Annotated in this window: 15 protein-coding genes; 10 read left to right on the top strand and 5 right to left on the bottom strand. The window is 64.9% G+C overall.

Going from position 1 to position 16,898, the window contains the following annotated elements; genetic code table 11:
- Positions 1–252 precede the first annotated feature (252 nt).
- The 5 genes from nhaA to FJW08_RS20840 form a co-directional block, all read right to left on the bottom strand.
- Positions 253–1,449: a Na+/H+ antiporter NhaA gene (gene nhaA, locus FJW08_RS20865; RefSeq protein ID WP_140812102.1), complete on the bottom strand. Its 1,197-nt coding sequence runs from the start codon at positions 1,447–1,449 to the stop codon at positions 253–255.
- Between the two features lie 267 nt (positions 1,450–1,716).
- Positions 1,717–2,280 carry an ActR/PrrA/RegA family redox response regulator transcription factor gene (locus tag FJW08_RS20855; RefSeq protein WP_015314185.1) on the bottom strand — a complete coding sequence of 188 codons (564 nt, stop codon included), beginning with the start codon at positions 2,278–2,280 and terminating at the stop codon, positions 1,717–1,719.
- A gap of 63 nt (positions 2,281–2,343) precedes the next feature.
- Complete coding sequence (locus tag FJW08_RS20850; RefSeq protein ID WP_140812101.1) at positions 2,344–3,675, bottom strand: ActS/PrrB/RegB family redox-sensitive histidine kinase; 1,332 nt, start codon at positions 3,673–3,675, stop codon at positions 2,344–2,346.
- 168 nt (positions 3,676–3,843) lie between these two features.
- Entirely contained in the window at positions 3,844–6,306 is a 2,463-nt protein-coding gene (gene hrpB / locus FJW08_RS20845; protein WP_140812100.1) for an ATP-dependent helicase HrpB, read from the bottom strand.
- A gap of 55 nt (positions 6,307–6,361) precedes the next feature.
- Entirely contained in the window at positions 6,362–7,252 is an 891-nt protein-coding gene (locus FJW08_RS20840; RefSeq protein ID WP_140812099.1) for a DMT family transporter, read from the bottom strand.
- Positions 7,253–7,276: 24 nt separating this feature from the next.
- Here FJW08_RS20840 and FJW08_RS20835 point away from each other — a divergent pair, with 24 nt between their 5' ends.
- From FJW08_RS20835 to dhaM, 10 genes are all read left to right on the top strand, one after another.
- A complete protein-coding gene (locus FJW08_RS20835) occupies positions 7,277–7,966 on the top strand; it encodes a PIG-L deacetylase family protein (protein WP_140812098.1) in 690 nt (229 codons plus the stop codon).
- 253 nt (positions 7,967–8,219) lie between these two features.
- Complete coding sequence (locus FJW08_RS20830; protein ID WP_140812097.1) at positions 8,220–9,551, top strand: extracellular solute-binding protein; 1,332 nt, start codon at positions 8,220–8,222, stop codon at positions 9,549–9,551.
- A gap of 126 nt (positions 9,552–9,677) precedes the next feature.
- Entirely contained in the window at positions 9,678–10,625 is a 948-nt protein-coding gene (locus tag FJW08_RS20825; RefSeq protein WP_140760709.1) for a sugar ABC transporter permease, read from the top strand.
- Positions 10,622–11,572, top strand: coding sequence for a carbohydrate ABC transporter permease (locus tag FJW08_RS20820; protein ID WP_140812096.1), 951 nt, complete (start codon positions 10,622–10,624; stop codon positions 11,570–11,572). Before FJW08_RS20825 ends, FJW08_RS20820 begins: the two co-directional genes overlap by 4 nt.
- Positions 11,573–11,789: 217 nt before the next feature.
- On the top strand, positions 11,790–11,993 hold the full coding sequence (locus FJW08_RS20815) for a hypothetical protein (RefSeq protein WP_140733364.1): 204 nt from the start codon (positions 11,790–11,792) through the stop codon (positions 11,991–11,993).
- Between the two features lie 2 nt (positions 11,994–11,995).
- The gene (locus tag FJW08_RS20810; protein ID WP_140760704.1) at positions 11,996–13,108 is read left to right on the top strand and encodes an ABC transporter ATP-binding protein; all 1,113 of its coding nucleotides are present in this window, start codon (positions 11,996–11,998) and stop codon (positions 13,106–13,108) included.
- Positions 13,101–14,114: an ABC transporter ATP-binding protein gene (locus FJW08_RS20805; RefSeq protein WP_140760701.1), complete on the top strand. Its 1,014-nt coding sequence runs from the start codon at positions 13,101–13,103 to the stop codon at positions 14,112–14,114. Before FJW08_RS20810 ends, FJW08_RS20805 begins: the two co-directional genes overlap by 8 nt.
- Before the next feature lie 71 nt (positions 14,115–14,185).
- Positions 14,186–15,829: a dihydroxyacetone kinase subunit DhaK gene (locus FJW08_RS20800; RefSeq protein WP_140812095.1), complete on the top strand. Its 1,644-nt coding sequence runs from the start codon at positions 14,186–14,188 to the stop codon at positions 15,827–15,829.
- 72 nt (positions 15,830–15,901) lie between these two features.
- On the top strand, positions 15,902–16,504 hold the full coding sequence (gene dhaL, locus FJW08_RS20795; protein ID WP_140812094.1) for a dihydroxyacetone kinase subunit DhaL: 603 nt from the start codon (positions 15,902–15,904) through the stop codon (positions 16,502–16,504).
- Positions 16,501–16,890 (top strand): dihydroxyacetone kinase phosphoryl donor subunit DhaM, encoded by a 390-nt coding sequence (gene dhaM, locus FJW08_RS20790; protein ID WP_140812093.1) that lies wholly within the window; start codon positions 16,501–16,503, stop codon positions 16,888–16,890. The genes dhaL and dhaM overlap by 4 nt, the downstream gene beginning before the upstream one ends.
- Positions 16,891–16,898: the final 8 nt, after the last annotated feature.

The raw sequence follows: 16,898 nt of genomic DNA, 5'->3' as shown, positions 1-16,898 counted from the left end.
CAACCGCATCTTAGGGGGAGAAAACTGTTACCTATGTATCCGGTTCATTCTGTTACCCATCTATCCGCTGGACAGCTCTCGTCGCGGATTTCGCCAATCGCCGACATTGCAGAGAAAGGTGGCGGGGTTGCGGCCAGCCCCTTCGCCCCGTTTACGGGGAGAAGATGCCGGCAGGCAGATGAGGGGCGGCGCGACATTCGCCGAAAAGTGGATTCGCGTCGAAACAGCGGTCACGTTTTAGGGCAGGCCATCCTACTCTTCCGCTTCTTCCACTCCACTCGCAACCGGCGCCATCAGCAGCACCGCGGCACCAAGCAGCGCGGCGACGAAGGAACCCGCGAGAATGCCGACCTTGACCGCGTCCTGCAGCGCCACGTCGCTGGCGAAGGCGAGCAGGCCGATGAACAGGCTCATGGTGAAGCCGATGCCGCACAGCAGCGAAATGCCGATCATGTGCGACCAGCCGGCATGGGCCGGCAGGTCGGCGAGGCCGAGGCGGATGGCGAGCGCGGAGGAGCCGAACACGCCGACCAGCTTGCCGACGACGAGACCGGCCGCGACGCCCAGCGTCAGAGGCTCGATCAAGGCACTGACGCTCAGGCCGGCAAGCGAAACGCCGGCATTCGCGAAGCCGAAGATCGGCACGACGATGAACGCCACCAGCTTGTGCAGACTATGCTCGAGCCGGTGCAGCGGCGAATGGTCGAGATCGTGGCCGATCCCGGCGGAGCGTTCGAGCGGAATGGTGAGCGCCAGCGCCACGCCGGCGAGCGTGGCATGGACGCCGGACTTCAGCACCAGCACCCACAGGACGGCGCCAAGCACGAGATAAGGCACCAGCGTCATCACCCGCATGCGGTTGAGCACGACAAGCGCGGCAATGACGGCGAAGGCCGCGCCGAGGTAGGCCAGCGATAGGCCGCTGGTGTAGAATATGGCGATGATGATGACGGCGCCCAGGTCGTCGATGATGGCAAGCGCGGTCAGGAAGACCTTCAGCGAGGCAGGCACGCGGCTGCCGAGCAGCGACAGCACGCCGAGGGCGAAGGCGATATCGGTGGCGGTCGGGATCGCCCAGCCGGACAATGCGGCCGGGTTGTTGCTGTTGACGGCGACATAGACCAGCGCCGGCACCACCATGCCGCCGGCCGCGGCGATGCCGGGCAGCACCCGGCGTGGCCAGGTCGAGAGTTGGCCGTCCAGCATCTCGCGCTTGATCTCCAGCCCGACGAGCAGGAAGAACACCGCCATCAGCCCGTCATTGACCCAGTGCGAGACGCTGAGCGGGCCGAGATAGGCGTGGAGAACGGAGAAATAGGTTTCGGCAAGCGGCGAATTGGCGACGATCAGGGCAAGGGCGGCCGCCGCCATCAGGATGATCCCGCCGGCCGCCTCGCTGTCCAGGAATTCGCGAAAGACGGAAACCGGCCGTTGCTTCAAATCCTGCATTTTGCCTCCGTTAGCCTGCTCGGCGGGCTTCATTGTCCATGCGCCGGCGCCGCCCCTCACCTGCCTGCCGGAATCCTCTCCCCGTATAGTGACGGGGAGAGGGGCGCTGTCACCGTCGGCTTGGCCAATCACCTGTGTCGCAAGAAGGGCGCCGACATCGCAGCCAGCCTCTTTCTCCCCGTCACTATACGGGGAGAAATGCCCGGCAGGGCAATGAGGGGCGGCGCTGAGTTCGAAATTGGCATGGTCCGAACCGATCCGTCGATCCTAGCGCGGCGCGCGCTTGGCCAGGATCCGCTGCAGCGTGCGGCGATGCATGTTGAGCCGGCGCGCGGTCTCGGAGACGTTGCGCTCGCACATTTCGTAGACGCGCTGGATGTGCTCCCAGCGCACGCGGTCGGCCGACATCGGGTTTTCCGGAGGCGCTGCGCGCTCGCCGGTGGTGCGGGTCAGTGCCGCAAAAACATCGTCGGCATCGGCGGGCTTCGACAGATAGTCGACGGCGCCGAGTTTCACCGCGGTCACCGCGGTGGCGATATTGCCGTAACCGGTCAGGATGATGGTGCGGGAATCCTCGCGCTTCTCGCGGATGGCGGCGACCACGTCGAGGCCGTTGCCGTCGCCCAGCCGCATGTCGACCACCGCATAAGCGGGCGGATTGGCGCGGGCCTTGCCCACGGCCTCCTCGACGCTCTCGGCGGTCTCGACCACGAAGCCCCTGGTTTCCATGGCACGGGCCAGACGGGTCAGGAACGGCTTGTCGTCATCGACGATCAGAAGCGAGGTGTCCTCGCCTTCAACCATGGGCCCACTGTTTTCATCGCCTGTCATCGTCTCGAAAATTCCTGCTGCCTTATTTTTACGCAGATATAGTTTTGCGGGGCTATTGTCCAATTACGCAGTGTCAAACATGGTCGCCGGGGCGGATTCCGGATTCAGGAAGACGCTTCTCGGCCATGAAATCCGCACCACGGCCCCTTCGCCGAGGCCGCTCGAGTTGCGGAAGTCGAGCGTGGCGCCAGAACGTTCGAGCAATGTCTTGGCGATGAACAGGCCGAGCCCGAGGCCGCCTCCGGCCTCATTGCCCTGGCGTGTCGACATATAGGGCTCGCCAATACGGTCGATGATCTCGGGCGGAAAACCCGGGCCGTCATCGGTGATCGAGAAGGAGACCGTCGCCTCGTCCCAGCTCCAGCGTATGGTGACGCTCTTGCGGGCGAAATCGACGGCGTTCTCGACCAGGTTGCCGAGGCCATAGATGACACCCGGATTGCGCCGACCGACCGGCTCCGGTCCGGTCCGCTCTCCGGGGCGAAGCTTGATCGAGATGCCGAAGTCGCGATGCGGCGCGGTGACCTCCTCGACCAGCGAGGTCAGCGGCAGGCGGGACAGATGCGCCTCGCCCTCCGACGACAGGCTGGTCAAGCGCTTGAGGATCTCGCGGCAGCGCTCGCTCTGCGAGCGCAGCAGCTTCACGTCTTCCCCGTATTTCGGATCGCTGCCGAGCGCCTTTTCCATTTCCTTGGCGACCAGAGTGATGGTGGCGAGCGGCGTGCCGAGTTCGTGCGCGGCGGCGGCGGCCAGGCCGTCGAGTGCCGAAAGATGCTGCTCGCGCTGCAACACCAGTTCGGTGGCGGCCAGCGCGTTGGCCAGAAGCCGGGCCTCGGCGGCCACCCGGAAGGCATAGATGGCAGTGAAGGCGATGGACGACAGCACCGCCATCCACATGCCGGCGACGTAGATGAAGGGCATCACCAGCGGCGCGCCTTCATGCCAGGGCAGCGGCAGATGTCGGAAGACCAGCAAGGTCGCCGCTATCATCACCAGCCCGCCGAGGATGGCGGTGAGCCGAAGGGGCAGCGAGGTCGCCGAAATGACGACGGGCACGGTCATCAGCAGCGAGAACGGATTGGTCAGGCCGCCGGTCATGTAGAGCAGGCCGGCAAGCTGCAGGCTGTCGAAGATCAGAATGCCGAAGGCGGCGAACGGGGTGAGCCGGTGCGCGGCCGGAAAGCGGAAGGCCAGAAACAGGTTCATCCAGGCCGAACCGGCGATCAGGGCGAAACACAGGCTGACCGGCAGCGGGAATTTCAGCCCGTAGGCGACGACGAGCACCGCCACGCTCTGACCGACGATGGCCAGCCAGCGCAGCCGGATCAGCGTGTTGAGGCGCAGTCGCTGGCTCTGCTGGAAATCGGGCGTGTTCAGAATGTTGATCATGGCCATGGATTACAGCCGTGGGGCGGCGAGCGCCAGTAGCGCTGTACAGCCCAAGGCCTCCCCAACTTCGTCATCCCTGGGTCTACGCTGCGTCGCTACGCTCCTTGCCTCGCCCGTGGATGATTAAGTGATGAGCGCTTAGGCCAATCGCCAAGGCGTGCGTTATGCCCAAGGCTAGGTCCCGCGCGGCTTGGCGCGGGCGGTGGCGGCGGCGAGCAGCGGGTTTTCCGGCCAGACATGCCTGGGATAGCGGCCGCGCATCTCGGCGCGCACGTCAGCCCAGGAGCCGCGCCAGAAGCCGGGCAGGTCGCGCGTCGTCTGGATCGGCCGGTGCGCCGGCGACAACAGCTCGAGCGTCAGGGGCACGGTGCCGCTGGCGATCGAAGGATGGCGGTCGAGGCCAAACAGTTCCTGGACGCGGACCGCCAGAACCGGCCGTTCGCCGTCATAGCGGATGGGAACATGGCTGCCCGACGGCGCGTCGAAATGGGTCGGCGCCAGCGCATCGACCTTGCGCTGCAGGTCGTGCGGCACGAGCGACGCCAGCCCGGCCGAGATCACGCCGGGGTCGATAGCGGCCAGGGATGCCGCACCGGACAAAAATGGCAGCAGCCAGTCGTCGAGGCGCTCGACGAGCGCTTCATCCGACATGTCGGGCCAGCGCGCGCCCAGGCCTTTGTGCAGCCAGGATAGCCTGTGGCGCAGCGTCTGGGACTCCTTGCTCCAGGTCAAAAGGGAAAGCCCATGCTCGCGCAGGGCCTCGATGATGGCGCGGTCGGCATCGGCGCCGGCCGGCGGCGGCAGCATGCGTTCGGCGAGCGTGATGGCGCCGAGACGCACGGTTTCGCGCACCCGCACGGCGCGGCGCTCGCGGTCGAAGCTCGTCTGCCTGCGCGTTTCGATCTTGCCTACAAGTGCCGACCGAATGTCCTCCTCGCTGATTGCCGCCGCTGCCGTGATGCGGGCATTCTGCGCCTTGCCCTGCAGGTCGGCGACGACCAGAAAGGGTTCGCCCGCCAGCGGATCGGCGGCGTCGAGCATGGCGCCGGAGCCATTGGCCAGCACGAAACGGCCGCGCTCGCCGCGCGCCTTGGCGACCCGGTCCGGCCAGGCATGGATGAGCAGGGTTCCGGCTGGAACAGCTCCGCTGATCTTCGCGCCGCCTGCCTGCCTGGCCTGGCGCTCGGCAAGCTGGCGCGCCGACGTGGCACGCGGCGATTTCTCGCCGCGAAAGCGCATCAGCCGCCGTTCGAGGTCGGCACCGTCGCCGCCAAGGCCACGCTCGGTGAGCAGCACGGCGATCATGGCTGCTTCGCCGCCATGGCCGCTGCCGGCCGCCTCGGCGACCATATGCGCCAGCCGTACCGGCAAAGCGAGCTTGCGCATCGACGTGCCCGCGTCCGTCAAGCGACCTGCCTCGTCGATGGCATCGAGCGCGCGCAACAGCGCCCTTGCCTCGTTGAGCGCGGGAGCCGGCGGCGGATCGAGGAAAGCGAGCGTCCCGGGATCGGCGACGCCGAAGGCGGCGCAGTCGAGCAGCAAGCCGGACAGGTCCGCCTCGAGGATTTCCGGCGGCGTGAAGGCGGGAAGTGCCGCCGTCTGCTCGGCCCGCCACAGCCGGATGGCGACGCCAGCCTGCGTGCGCCCGGCGCGGCCGGCGCGCTGGTCGGCGGAAGCCTTGCTGACGCGAACTGTCTCCAGCGGTGTCAGGCCGCTGGCCGGCTCATAGCGCGGCAGCCGCGACAGGCCGGAATCGATGACGACGCGCACGCCGTCGATGGTGATGGAGGTCTCGGCGATCGAGGTCGCCAGCACCACCTTGCGGCGGCCCGCTGGCGCCGGCTTGATCGCCGCGTCCTGCGCCTTGCCGTCGAGCTGGCCATAGAGCGGGACGATGTCGGTGTCGGCGCCGACCTTGCCGGCCAGCCGTTCGGCGGTGCGCTCGATCTCGCGCTGGCCGGGCAGGAAGGCAAGCACGCTACCGCTCTCGTCGGCAAGGGCGGAGCGGATCGCCTTGGCCATGGCGTCCTCGATCGGCACTCCGGCCGGCCGTTCGTCGTACCTGATATCGACGGGGAAGGCGCGGCCCGCACTTTCGATCACCGGCGCGCCCGACAGGAGTTTCGCGACCCGTGCGCCGTCGAGCGTTGCCGACATCACCAGCAGACGCAGATCCGGCCGCAGCGCGCCCTGCACATCGAGGGCGAGAGCGAGACCGAAATCGCCGTCGAGCGAACGCTCGTGGAATTCGTCGAAAATGACGGCGCAAACGCCGGGCAGTTCAGGGTCCTCGAGGACCATGCGCGACAGAACGCCCTCGGTGACGACCAGGATTTTCGTCCGCGCCGAGGTGCGGTTTTCCATCCGCATGGCGTAGCCGACGGTGGCGCCGGGCTCTTCCCCCAGCAGTTCGGCCATGCGGCGCGCGGCGGCGCGGGCGGCCAGCCGGCGCGGTTCGAGCAACACGATCTTGCCCGTGCCCAGCCAGGGTGCATCGAGCAGCGCCAACGGCACCAGCGTAGTCTTGCCGGCCCCGGGCGGCGCCACCAGCACGGCGCTTTTGCCAGAGCCGAGCGCCGCGCTCAGCGCCGGCAGCACGGCGGATACCGGAAGCTCCGGCAAGGGTTTGGTCGTCATTGCGCCCGCATATCAGCCGTCACCGGGGCCGTGCAACTTATCCGATTGCAGCGACTCAAAGCCGGGCTCGCGAAAACGGATTCCAGCGCACCGTACCCAGCCGCGCTTCCTCGCGCACCATGGTCAGCAGGCCGGATCCGCCGACGACCGCGAGGCCGACAAGCGACAGCCAGTCCGGGTATTCCTGGAAGAACAGCGCGCCGAGGATGACCGCCCAGACAATCTGCGAATAATGCGTCGGCGCGATCCGGTTGGCGGGCGCGTATTTGACGGCCAGCAACTGCAGCAATTGTCCACAGGCGGTGAAGGCGCCCGCCATCGCCAGCCATACCAGCTGTCTTCCATCCGGAACGGTGAAAGAGGTCGCGGCGGCACCGATGCCGTTGAACAGCAGTCCGTAACCGATCAGCACGCCGAGTATGGTCGTGCGTTTTTCCTGCTGCGCCAGCGAACGCATCAGGATGACGTTGGTGGCCGCGAGGAAAGCGATGGTGAAAGCGGCAAGGTGGCCGAGGTGCAGTTCGCGAAAGCCCGGCCTGACAACCAGCATGACGCCGGCAAAGCCGGCGACCACCGCCAGCCAGCGCCAAGGGCCGACCTTTTCCTTGAGGATCACGGTGGACAGAATGGTGACGCAGAGCGGCGCCAGAAAGATAAGCGCATAGGCCTCGGCCAGCGGAATGGTGGTGAAAGCATAGACACTGAGCACGCCCGACGCGATGCCGGCCCAGGCCCGCGCCTGCACCGCCCAGGGACGTTTGGTGCGCCAGAAATCACGCCAGCGCTCGTTGGCCGGCCGGCTGAAGAAGAGGAAGCAGCCGGCGAACAATGTCGAGAAGAAGCCGATCTCGAACACCGTGAATTGGCCGCCCAGGCTCTTGATAACGGCATCGCTGCCCGAATAGCTTGCATAGGCGATCAGGGCGAGCAGGATTCCGTTCGGCACGTTTTCATTTCCAGGGAGAGAGAGTTGAAAATACTGGCGCTCGGTGCGCATCCGGACGACATCGAGATCTTCATGTTCGGTACGATGGCCGCCTATGCCGCGCAAGGCGCAGAACTCAGCTTTGCCGTGGCCACCGATGGTGCCAGGGGCGGCAAGAGCGATCCCGCCGTTCTGGCTCGTGTCCGCCGCGAGGAAGCGACGGCCGCGGCCGCGCTGCTCGGGGCGGCGCCGCGCTTCCTCGACTTTCCCGATGGCGGCCTGGTGGCCGACGCCGCACTGATCGACGCGCTGAAAACGCTGATCAACGAAATCGGGCCGGATCTCGTGATCACGCACGCGCCCAACGACTATCACGCCGACCATCGCGCGCTGTCGGACGGCGTGCGCATCGCCGCGTCGTTCGGCGTCCCCGTGCTGCATGCCGATACCATGGGCGGCACCGGGTTCTCGCCGACGCACTATGTCGATATTTCCGCTCATGCCGACATCAAGGCCAAAGCGATCCGCATGCACCAGTCGCAGGACCCGGATCGCTTCGTCGACATCGCGCTGACGCAAAACCTTTTCCGCTCGGGCCAATGCAATGGCGCGCAAGGGTCGCTGGCCGAAGCCTTCCGCTTCGAGCCGACGTTTCCCTTCGGCGACATCCGCGCGCTGCTGCCGCCGGCGCCGCCGATCAGGACGGTGATGGTGAGCACCAAGCGGCTCGACTGAACCCCGGACCGCGTCCACACTCCGCGCTCAGCCAACCGGCGCCCGGCGCTTTTCCCAACGTTTTCAGACACCGGCGCAAGCATGTTGCGGCGCAGCAACGAATTCGCTTGCCTTGTTTAGTAGAAATTGCATTACTAAACAAATTACTAAACATTCGCGACGCGATAACGCCGCCATGTTTGGGCCTCTGAGGAGAGAGGTTAAGGGTTCTCGAGACCGCCATCCGGGCGTGTTTCACAAATGGGAGGAAGGCATGAAATCGAGTTTGAAACTGGCGTTGGGACTGACCTCGGCGATCACAGCGTCGACAGCCGCCTCGAACGCCGCGCACGCCGAAGACCTGACGCTGTGCTGGGCCGCCTGGGACCCGGCCAATGCACTTGTCGAACTGTCCAAGGATTTCACCAAGGAAACCGGCATCGGCATGAAATTCGAGTTCGTGCCGTGGACCAACTATGCCGACCGGTTCCTCAACGAATTGAACTCGCACGGCAAGCTCTGCGACCTGATCATCGGCGACAGCCAGTGGATCGGCGGCGCGGCCGAGAACGGCCACTACGTCAAGCTGAACGACTTCTTCGACAAGGAGAAGATCAGCATGGACGACTTCGTGCCGGCGACCGTGGTCGGCTATTCGGAATGGCCGAAGAACACGCCCAACTACTGGGCGCTACCGGCCATGGGCGACGTCGTCGGCTGGACCTACCGCAAGGACTGGTTCTCCAAGCCCGAACTGCAGAAGGAATTCAAGGAGAAGTACGGCTGGGATCTCGGCCCGCCGACTACCTTCGACCAGTTGAAGCAGATCGCCGAATTCTTCCAGAAGCGGCAGATCGACGGCAAGACCGTCTACGGCGCCTCGATCTACACCGAGCGCGGTTCCGAAGGCATCACCATGGGCGCCATGGACGTGCTCTACAGCTACGGCTTCCAGTACGAGAATCCGAAGAAGCCCTACGAGATGGAAGGTTTCGTCAACTCCGAGAAATCGGCGAAGGGGCTGGAATTCTACAAGGCTCTCTATGATTGCTGCACCCCACCCGGCGCCTCCAACAGCTACATGGGTGAAGGCGTCGATGCCTTCAAATCCGGCCAAGTGGCGATGCACATGAACTTCGCCTTCACATGGCCTGGCCTGCAGAAGGACGAGAATGTCGGCGGCGACAAGATCGGCTATTTCGTCAACCCGAAGGGTCCCGACGGCGACCAGTTCGCCCAGCTCGGCGGCCAGGGCATTTCGGTGGTGTCCTATTCCGACAAGCAGGAATCGGCGCTGAAATACATCAAGTGGTTCGCCAACAAGGACGTGCAGGCCAAGTGGTGGTCGCTCGGCGGCTATTCCTGCCTGAACGCGGTGGTGAAGGATCCGAAATTCCCGTCCAGCCAGCCCTATGCGCAGGCCTTCCTCGACTCCATGGCCATCGTGAAGGACTTCTGGGCCGAACCCAGCTACGCACCGCTGCTGCAGGCCTCGCAGAAGCGCTTCCACGACTATGTCGTCGCCGGCCAGGGCTCGGCCAAGGACGCGCTCGACGGGCTGGTCAAGGACTGGACGCAGGTCTTCCAGGACGACGGCAAGATGTAGCCGCGAGGCAATATCCAAGGCTCCTCCCGAGCCGTGACCGCCGCGTCCCGTGCCGCCCTTGGCACGGGACGCAGTTCAGATAAGTTCCATCATCGAGTCTGACCCGTGACCGAAGCAGGACTAACCATGCTCAATCGGACTGCGGACAACGTTGCCCGGGCGACCCCGGAACCGTTGGCGCGCAAGGTCCGTGGCATCAGCGACAAGGGCCTCGCCTGGCTGTTCATCTCGCCGACGATCCTGTTGCTGCTCGCCATCAACATCTTCCCGCTGTTCTGGGCGATCTATCTGTCGTTCACCAATTTCCGCGCCAACCGCCCCAACGAAGTGGTGAAGAACCTCGGTTTCGCCAATTACCGGCGCATCCTCGGCGACCAGGACATCTGGATCGCCATGCAGACGACGGCGCATTTCGTGTTCTGGACCATCCTCTTGCAGACGCTGATCGGCTTCACGCTGGCCTGGCTGATCGACAGGAAGTTCCGCGGCCACGCCTTCTGGACGACGCTGATCCTGGTGCCGATGATGCTGTCGCCGGCGGTGGTCGGCAATTTCTGGCGCTTCCTCTACGAGCCGCAGATCGGGCTGTTCTCCTATGTCATCTCGTTCGTGTCGGGCATTCCGCCGACAAGCATCCAGATGCTTTCCAACGTCTCGCTGGCGCCGTGGTCGATCATCATCGTCGACACCTGGATGTGGACGCCCTACGTGATGCTGATCTGCCTGGCGGGCCTGCGTTCCATCCCCGAATACATCTATGAGGCGGCCGAGGTCGACCGTGCCTCCAACTGGCGGCAGTTCTGGTCGATCACGCTGCCGATGGCGCTACCCTTCATCATGCTGGCGGTGCTGTTTCGCGGCATCGAGAACTTCAAGATGTTCGACATGGTCAATCTGCTGACCGGCGGCGGACCGGGCTCCACCACCGAGGTGGCCTCGATCACGCTGAAGCGGCAAGCCTTCGAAAGCTGGCGCACCGGCTATTCCTCGGCCTTCGCCATCATCCTGTTCGTCGCGGTGTTCGGTCTGGCCAACATCTACGTAAAGGCGCTCAACAAGGTGAAGCAGAGATGAGCCTGACCACAGCCCATTCGGTCGTCGCCCCCTCGGCTGGTTCGAAGCGCATCGCCGGCGCGATCATCATCGCCTATGCGCTGATCTCGATCGTGCCGCTCTTGTGGATCTTCGCCACCAGCTTCAAGACGCCGCCGGATTCGATCGCCTACCCGCCCAAGGTCGTGTTCCAGCCGAGCATCGAGGGCTACTGCAACCTGTTCACGACGCGGACCAGGCAGACGCCGGAATACATCAACTCGCTCGGACCGGCGACCGGCTTCTGCGACGAGACGGTGCGCAAGCGCAACATGGTGATCGCCGGGCCGTCCAACTTCCTGCCGCGCTTCATCAATTCGCTGATCATCGCCTTCGGCTCGACCTTCTGCGCGGTGTTTCTCGGCACGTTGTCGGCGTACGGGTTTTCGCGCTTCAAGGTCCCGCTTGCCGACGACCTTCTGTTCTTCATCCTGTCGACACGCTTCATGCCGCCGATCGCGGTCGCGATTCCCATCTACCTGATGTACCGCGAGCTCGGCCTGTCGGACACCGCGCTCGGCATGATCCTGCTTTACACGGCGGTCAACGTGTCACTCGCGGTATGGCTGCTCAAAGGCTTCATCGACGAGATCCCGCGCGAATATGAGGAGGCGGCGATGATCGACGGCTATACGCGACTGCAGGCCTTCTGGCGCACGGTGCTGCCGCAAGCGACCACCGGTATTGCCGCGACCGCCATCTTCTGCCTGATCTTCGCCTGGAACGAATATGCGTTCGCAGCACTTCTGACCTCGGGCACGGCACAGACCGCACCGCCCTTCATCCCGACCATCATCGGCGAAGGCGGGCAGGACTGGCCGGCGGTCGCGGCCGGCACGACGATCTTCCTGGTTCCGATCCTTGTCTTCACCATCCTGCTCCGCAAGCAATTGCTGCGCGGCATCACCTTCGGCGCGGTGCGCAAATGATTGATCTGGGAATAAGTCGACCCCCACTCCGTCGAGCTTCGCTCGACACCTCTCCCCCGATCGACGGGGGAGAGGAAGGGCGCGAACTTCATTCAGCAAGGCTCCCTTCCTCTCCCTCCGGAGGGGGGAGAGGTGTCGCTGCGAAGCAGCGACGGAGTGGGGGAACCACCTGGCAGTCATCTCTCCCCTTGAACGGGGAAAGGGAAGGGAGCTACGCATGACGCGCCCCGCCATCTCTAGGAAATCATCATGGCCGCGTTGGGCCCGGCGCGGGCTGATGGAAAACATCGCAACGGCATTGATCGCCATCGGCTTCCTGATGCTGTTCCAGCCTTTCGCGCTGTCGCTCTACACCTATTCCTTCATCACCATGCTTGCCGGCACGGTGATGTTCATCATCGTCTCTAAGTTCCCGGAATAATCATGGCCGAGATCCGCGTCCAACATCTGAGAAAGGCCTTCGGCGATTTCGTCGCGGTGCAGGATTCCAATTTCGTCGTCGAGGACGGTGAGTTCTTCGTCATGCTAGGGCCATCGGGCTGCGGCAAGACCACCACCTTGCGCATGATCGCCGGGCTCGAGCTGCCAACGGGCGGCCAGATCCTGCTCGGCGGCGACGACGTCACCATGCTCAGGGCACGCGAGCGCGACATCGCTTTCGTCTTCCAGCTGTTCGCGCTCTACCCGCATATGAATGTGCGCAAGAACATCGGCTTCCCGTTGCTGGCGCAAGGCATGCCCTCGTCCGAGATCCGCACCCGCGTCGAGGAAACCGCGAAGCTTCTACGTATCGACCATCTGCTCAACAAATCCGTTTCCGGTCTTGCCGGCGGCGACCGCCAGCGCGTCGCGCTCGGCCGCGCCATCGTGCGGCGGCCGAAATGCTTCCTGATGGACGAACCGCTGGGGACGCTCGACACCGAATTCCGTGACCTGATGGTCCATGAGTTGCGCGAACTGCACAACCGCATCCACGCCACCACGGTCTATGTAACGCATGACCAGATGGAAGCGATGTCGATGGCCGACAAGATCGCGGTCATGAACCATGGCGTCATCGAGCAGTTCGGCACACCGCGCGAGATCTACGACCGCCCCGCTACCATGTTCGTCGCCGACTTCATCGGCTCGCCGCCGATGAATTTTCTGGGCTTTGGCGGCGGGCTTCCCAAAGGCGCGAAGGAGATCGTCGTGCAGGGTGCCAAGGTCGCGGTACCGGAGGTGCGCGAGGACATCGCGCCCGCCGACATGGCACTCGGCATCCGCCCCGAACACATCCGCTTCGACGATGCCTCCAAGCTGCGCGGCGCCATCTACGGCACCGAATATCTCGGCACGACGCAGATCGTCGCGGTGGAGACGGCGGACGGCATCATCAAGGCGCGGGTGCCGGCAGAAATCCGGCTCAACACCGGCGACCATGTCGGCCTGACGCTGAACAGCGCGCGGCTGTCGCTGTTCGAAAAAGGCTCCGGGCGCGCGGTGAGAACGGCGATCCACGACACTGCCTCGGAGCGGAGAGTGCAACATGGCTGACGTGCACATCAAGGGCGTGACCAAGAGTTTTGGCGAGCATGTCGCCGTCAACGGTCTCAATCTCCATATAGCTGACGGCGAATTCGTCGTGCTGCTCGGACCGACCGGGGCCGGCAAGACGACGACGCTGCGGCTGATCGCCGGGCTGGAGCGGCCCGATGCCGGAACGATCGAGATCGGCGGCCACGATGCCACGACCCTGTCGCCGGCCGAGCGCGACACCGCTTTCGTCTTCCAGCAATATTCGCTCTATCCGCACCTGTCGGTGTTCGACAACCTCGCCTTCCCGCTGCGCTCGCCGGCGCGGAAAATACCGGAAGACCAGATCCGCCGCCGGGTCGAGGAGGTGGCGAAGATGGTGCGCATCCATCACAAGCTCGCCAACCGGTCGACGAAATTGTCGGGCGGCGAGATGCAGCGCGTCGCCATCGGCCGCGCATTGGTGCGCAAGCCGTCCATCTATCTGATGGACGAGCCGCTGTCGTCGCTCGACGCCAAGCTGCGCGCGGATCTGCGCCTGGAGCTGAAGCGCATCCAGTCCGAACTCGGTGCCACCATGCTTTACGTCACCCACGACCAGATCGAGGCCATGACCATGGCAGACCGCATCGGCATCCTCGCCGACGGCGTGCTGGTGCAGATCGGCTCACCGCGGACGATCTATTCCGAGCCGGCAAACCTGCACGTTGCGGCAAGGCTCGGCCAGCCGGCCATCAATCTTCTGCCGACGGGGTTGCTGCCTGACGGCGGCGCGCCGGCCGGCACCAAGACCATCGGCGCACGCACCGAGCACCTGGCGATCGAGAAGGCGCCAAATGGCCATGCCGACGGCGTCGTCGACTGGGTCGAGCATCTCGGCGACCAGAACCATCTGCATGTGACGGTGGGGCCGAAGAAACTCGTTACACTGACCGATCCCGACACCGATCTGGCGCAGGGCGACAGAGTGATGATCCGCTACCGCTCGCCGCTCTATTTCGGCGCCGACGGACACCGACTGATGTGAATGGTTTTCGGCATCCCCGCCAAGGTGACGCCGGCATCTGATTGACGATTGCGAAATACGGGACGAATTCGATGAAGCACTTTTTCAACCGCAGGGAAACGATCGTCACCGAGGCGCTGGACGGATTGCTGCGCACCATTGGCTCAGGCGACCTCGCGCGCCTCGACGGCTATCCCGAGATCAAGGTCGTGCTGCGCGCCGATTGGGACAAGTCCAAGGTTGCCGTCGTCTCCGGCGGCGGCGCCGGGCACGAGCCATCGCATGCCGGCTTCGTCGGCAAGGGCATGCTGACGGCTGCCGTATCGGGCGAGATCTTTGCCTCACCGAGCGTCGAGGCGGTGCTGGCGGCCATCCGCGCGGTTACCGGACCGGCCGGCTGCCTGCTGATCGTCAAGAATTACACCGGTGACCGGCTCAATTTCGGCCTGGCGGCCGAGAAAGCGCGCGCCGAAGGTTTTGCCGTCGAGATGGTGATCGTCGCCGACGACATCGCGCTGCCCGACATCGCCCAGCCGCGCGGTGTAGCCGGCACGTTGTTCGTGCACAAGATATCAGGACATCTGTCGGAAGCCGGCCAGGACCTGGCATCCGTTGCGACAGCCGCGCGAGCGGCGGCGAAGGACATCGTCTCGCTCGGCATGTCGCTGTCATCTTGCTCCATCCCCGGCCAGCCGCACGAGGACCGGTTCGGCGCCGATGACGGTGAGCTTGGCCTTGGCATCCACGGCGAGCCCGGCGTCGAACGCATCGCGGTGCAGAGCGCCGACCGGCTGGTGGCTGTCATGGCGGAGCGCCTGGCGGTGCGGCTCGACCCGAAGGCCACCTATGCCTTGCTGATCAACAATCTGGGCTCCGTGCCACCGCTTGAAATGTCTGTTATCGCCAATGCGGTGCTTGTGTCGCCGCTTGCCAAGACCGTCAAGCTGGCGATGGGCCCCGGGCCGCTGATGACGGCGCTCAACATGAATGGCTTCTCGCTGTCGCTGATCAAGCTCGACGCGGCGCGCGAAGCTGCCTTGCTGGAACCTGACGGCCCACACGCCTGGATGCCGGCAAAGCCGGTCGTTGCGCCTGCTGTCGTATCGATGACCAAGGCAGCCGGACAAGGCGCGGCGCGCAAGGCCAGCCAGGATGCAGGCACCAGGCGCTTGATCGCCACTGTCTGCGAAAGGCTGATTTCGCTCGAAGCGACATTGAATGGGCTCGACGCCAAGGCGGGCGACGGCGACACCGGCTCGACGGTGGCGACCGGCGCGCGCAGCGTGCTGGAACGGCTTGATGCTCTGCCGCTTGCCGACCCGGCGGCGACCCTTGGCGCGATGGGCGATATTCTGAGCGCATCGATGGGCGGCTCCAGTGGGGTGCTGCTGTCGATCTTCTTCACAGCGGCGGCGCAGGCCATGGACAGCGGTGCGAAGCTATCCAAGGCGCTGCTTGCCGGGCTTGAACGAATGACCTTCTACGGTGGCGCCAATCCAGGCGATCGCACCATGGTCGACGCGCTGGAGCCGGCCTTGAAGGCGCTCGACGGCAAAGGCTTGGAGGAAGCCGCGATAGCGGCCCGGCGCGGCGCCGAGGCAACGGCCGCGATGGAGAAGGCGAAGGCCGGACGGTCCGCCTATGTCGGCGCCAAATTGCAGGGTGTGGTCGACCCCGGCGCCCATGCCGTGGCAGAGGTATTCGCAGCCGCCGCCACGCTGCTTGTCACGGCCTGACGCATGCTCCAGTTGTCGAACGACCGTTCTTTCGCTACTGCGGGCAAGGTGGAAATCGGGAATTCGGGCGACATGAGAGCGCTGGACCTTTCGAGACTGATCACGGCTGCCGCTGACACGATTGCCGACCACGCCGAGGAATTGACGGCGCTCGATCAGGCGATCGGCGATGGCGACCACGGGCTAAACATGAAACGCGGCTTCGAAGCCCTGCGGTCCGACGCCGATGTGTTCGCCGCAAAGCCGCTGCCCGACGCCCTGAAGGCGATCGGCACAAAGCTGGTGATGACCGTGGGCGGCGCTTCCGGTCCGCTGTTCGGCACATTGTTCATCGCGCTCGGCAAGGAGATATCGGCGGGCCCCGACAATGCCAATTTGACGGCTGCCTTCGGCAAGGCGATCGAAGCCGTGGCCGCGCGCGGCAAGTCACAAGTCGGGCAGAAAACCATGCTCGATGTGCTGCAGCCGGTGCGTGACGCGTTGGCCGGGGAAAAGACGGCGGCTGAAATAGCCGACATCGCCGACGCCGCCGCCAAAGCGACCGTGCCGATGAAGGCGCTGCGCGGCCGTGCCTCGTTCCTCGGCGACCGCTCCATCGGCCATATGGATGCCGGCGCGCGCTCGACCGCGCTGCTGGTGCGCACTCTGGCGCAGATCATCGGGGACAAAGCATGAGCAATGTCGGGATCGTGATCGTGTCGCATTCGCCGCTGGTCGCGGAAGGCACGGCCGACATGGTGCGCCAGATGGTGGGGGACGAAGTGCCGCTTGCATGGTGCGGCGGAAACGGCCATGGCGGGCTCGGCACCAATGTCGAGGCGATCATGGGCGCCATCGAGAGGGCCTGGTCGGACGCTGGCGTCGCCATACTGGTCGATCTCGGCGGGGCCGAGACCAATTCGGAAATGGCGGTGGAGATGATCGGCGAGCCGCGGGCGCAGAAGATCATCGTCTGCAACGCGCCGATCGTCGAGGGCGCGGTGATGGCGGCGACCGAGGCATCCGGCGGCGCCTCGCTCCGGGAAGTGGTGGCGACGGCGCATGAATTGTCGCCGTCGTGAGTGAACGG

It is taken from the genome of Mesorhizobium sp. B3-2-1 (assembly GCF_006439515.1).
Classification (GTDB): Bacteria; Pseudomonadota; Alphaproteobacteria; order Rhizobiales; family Rhizobiaceae; genus Mesorhizobium.
The sequence above is the reverse complement of the archived record's forward strand: the minus strand, read 5'-3'. Positions and strand labels throughout refer to the sequence as shown.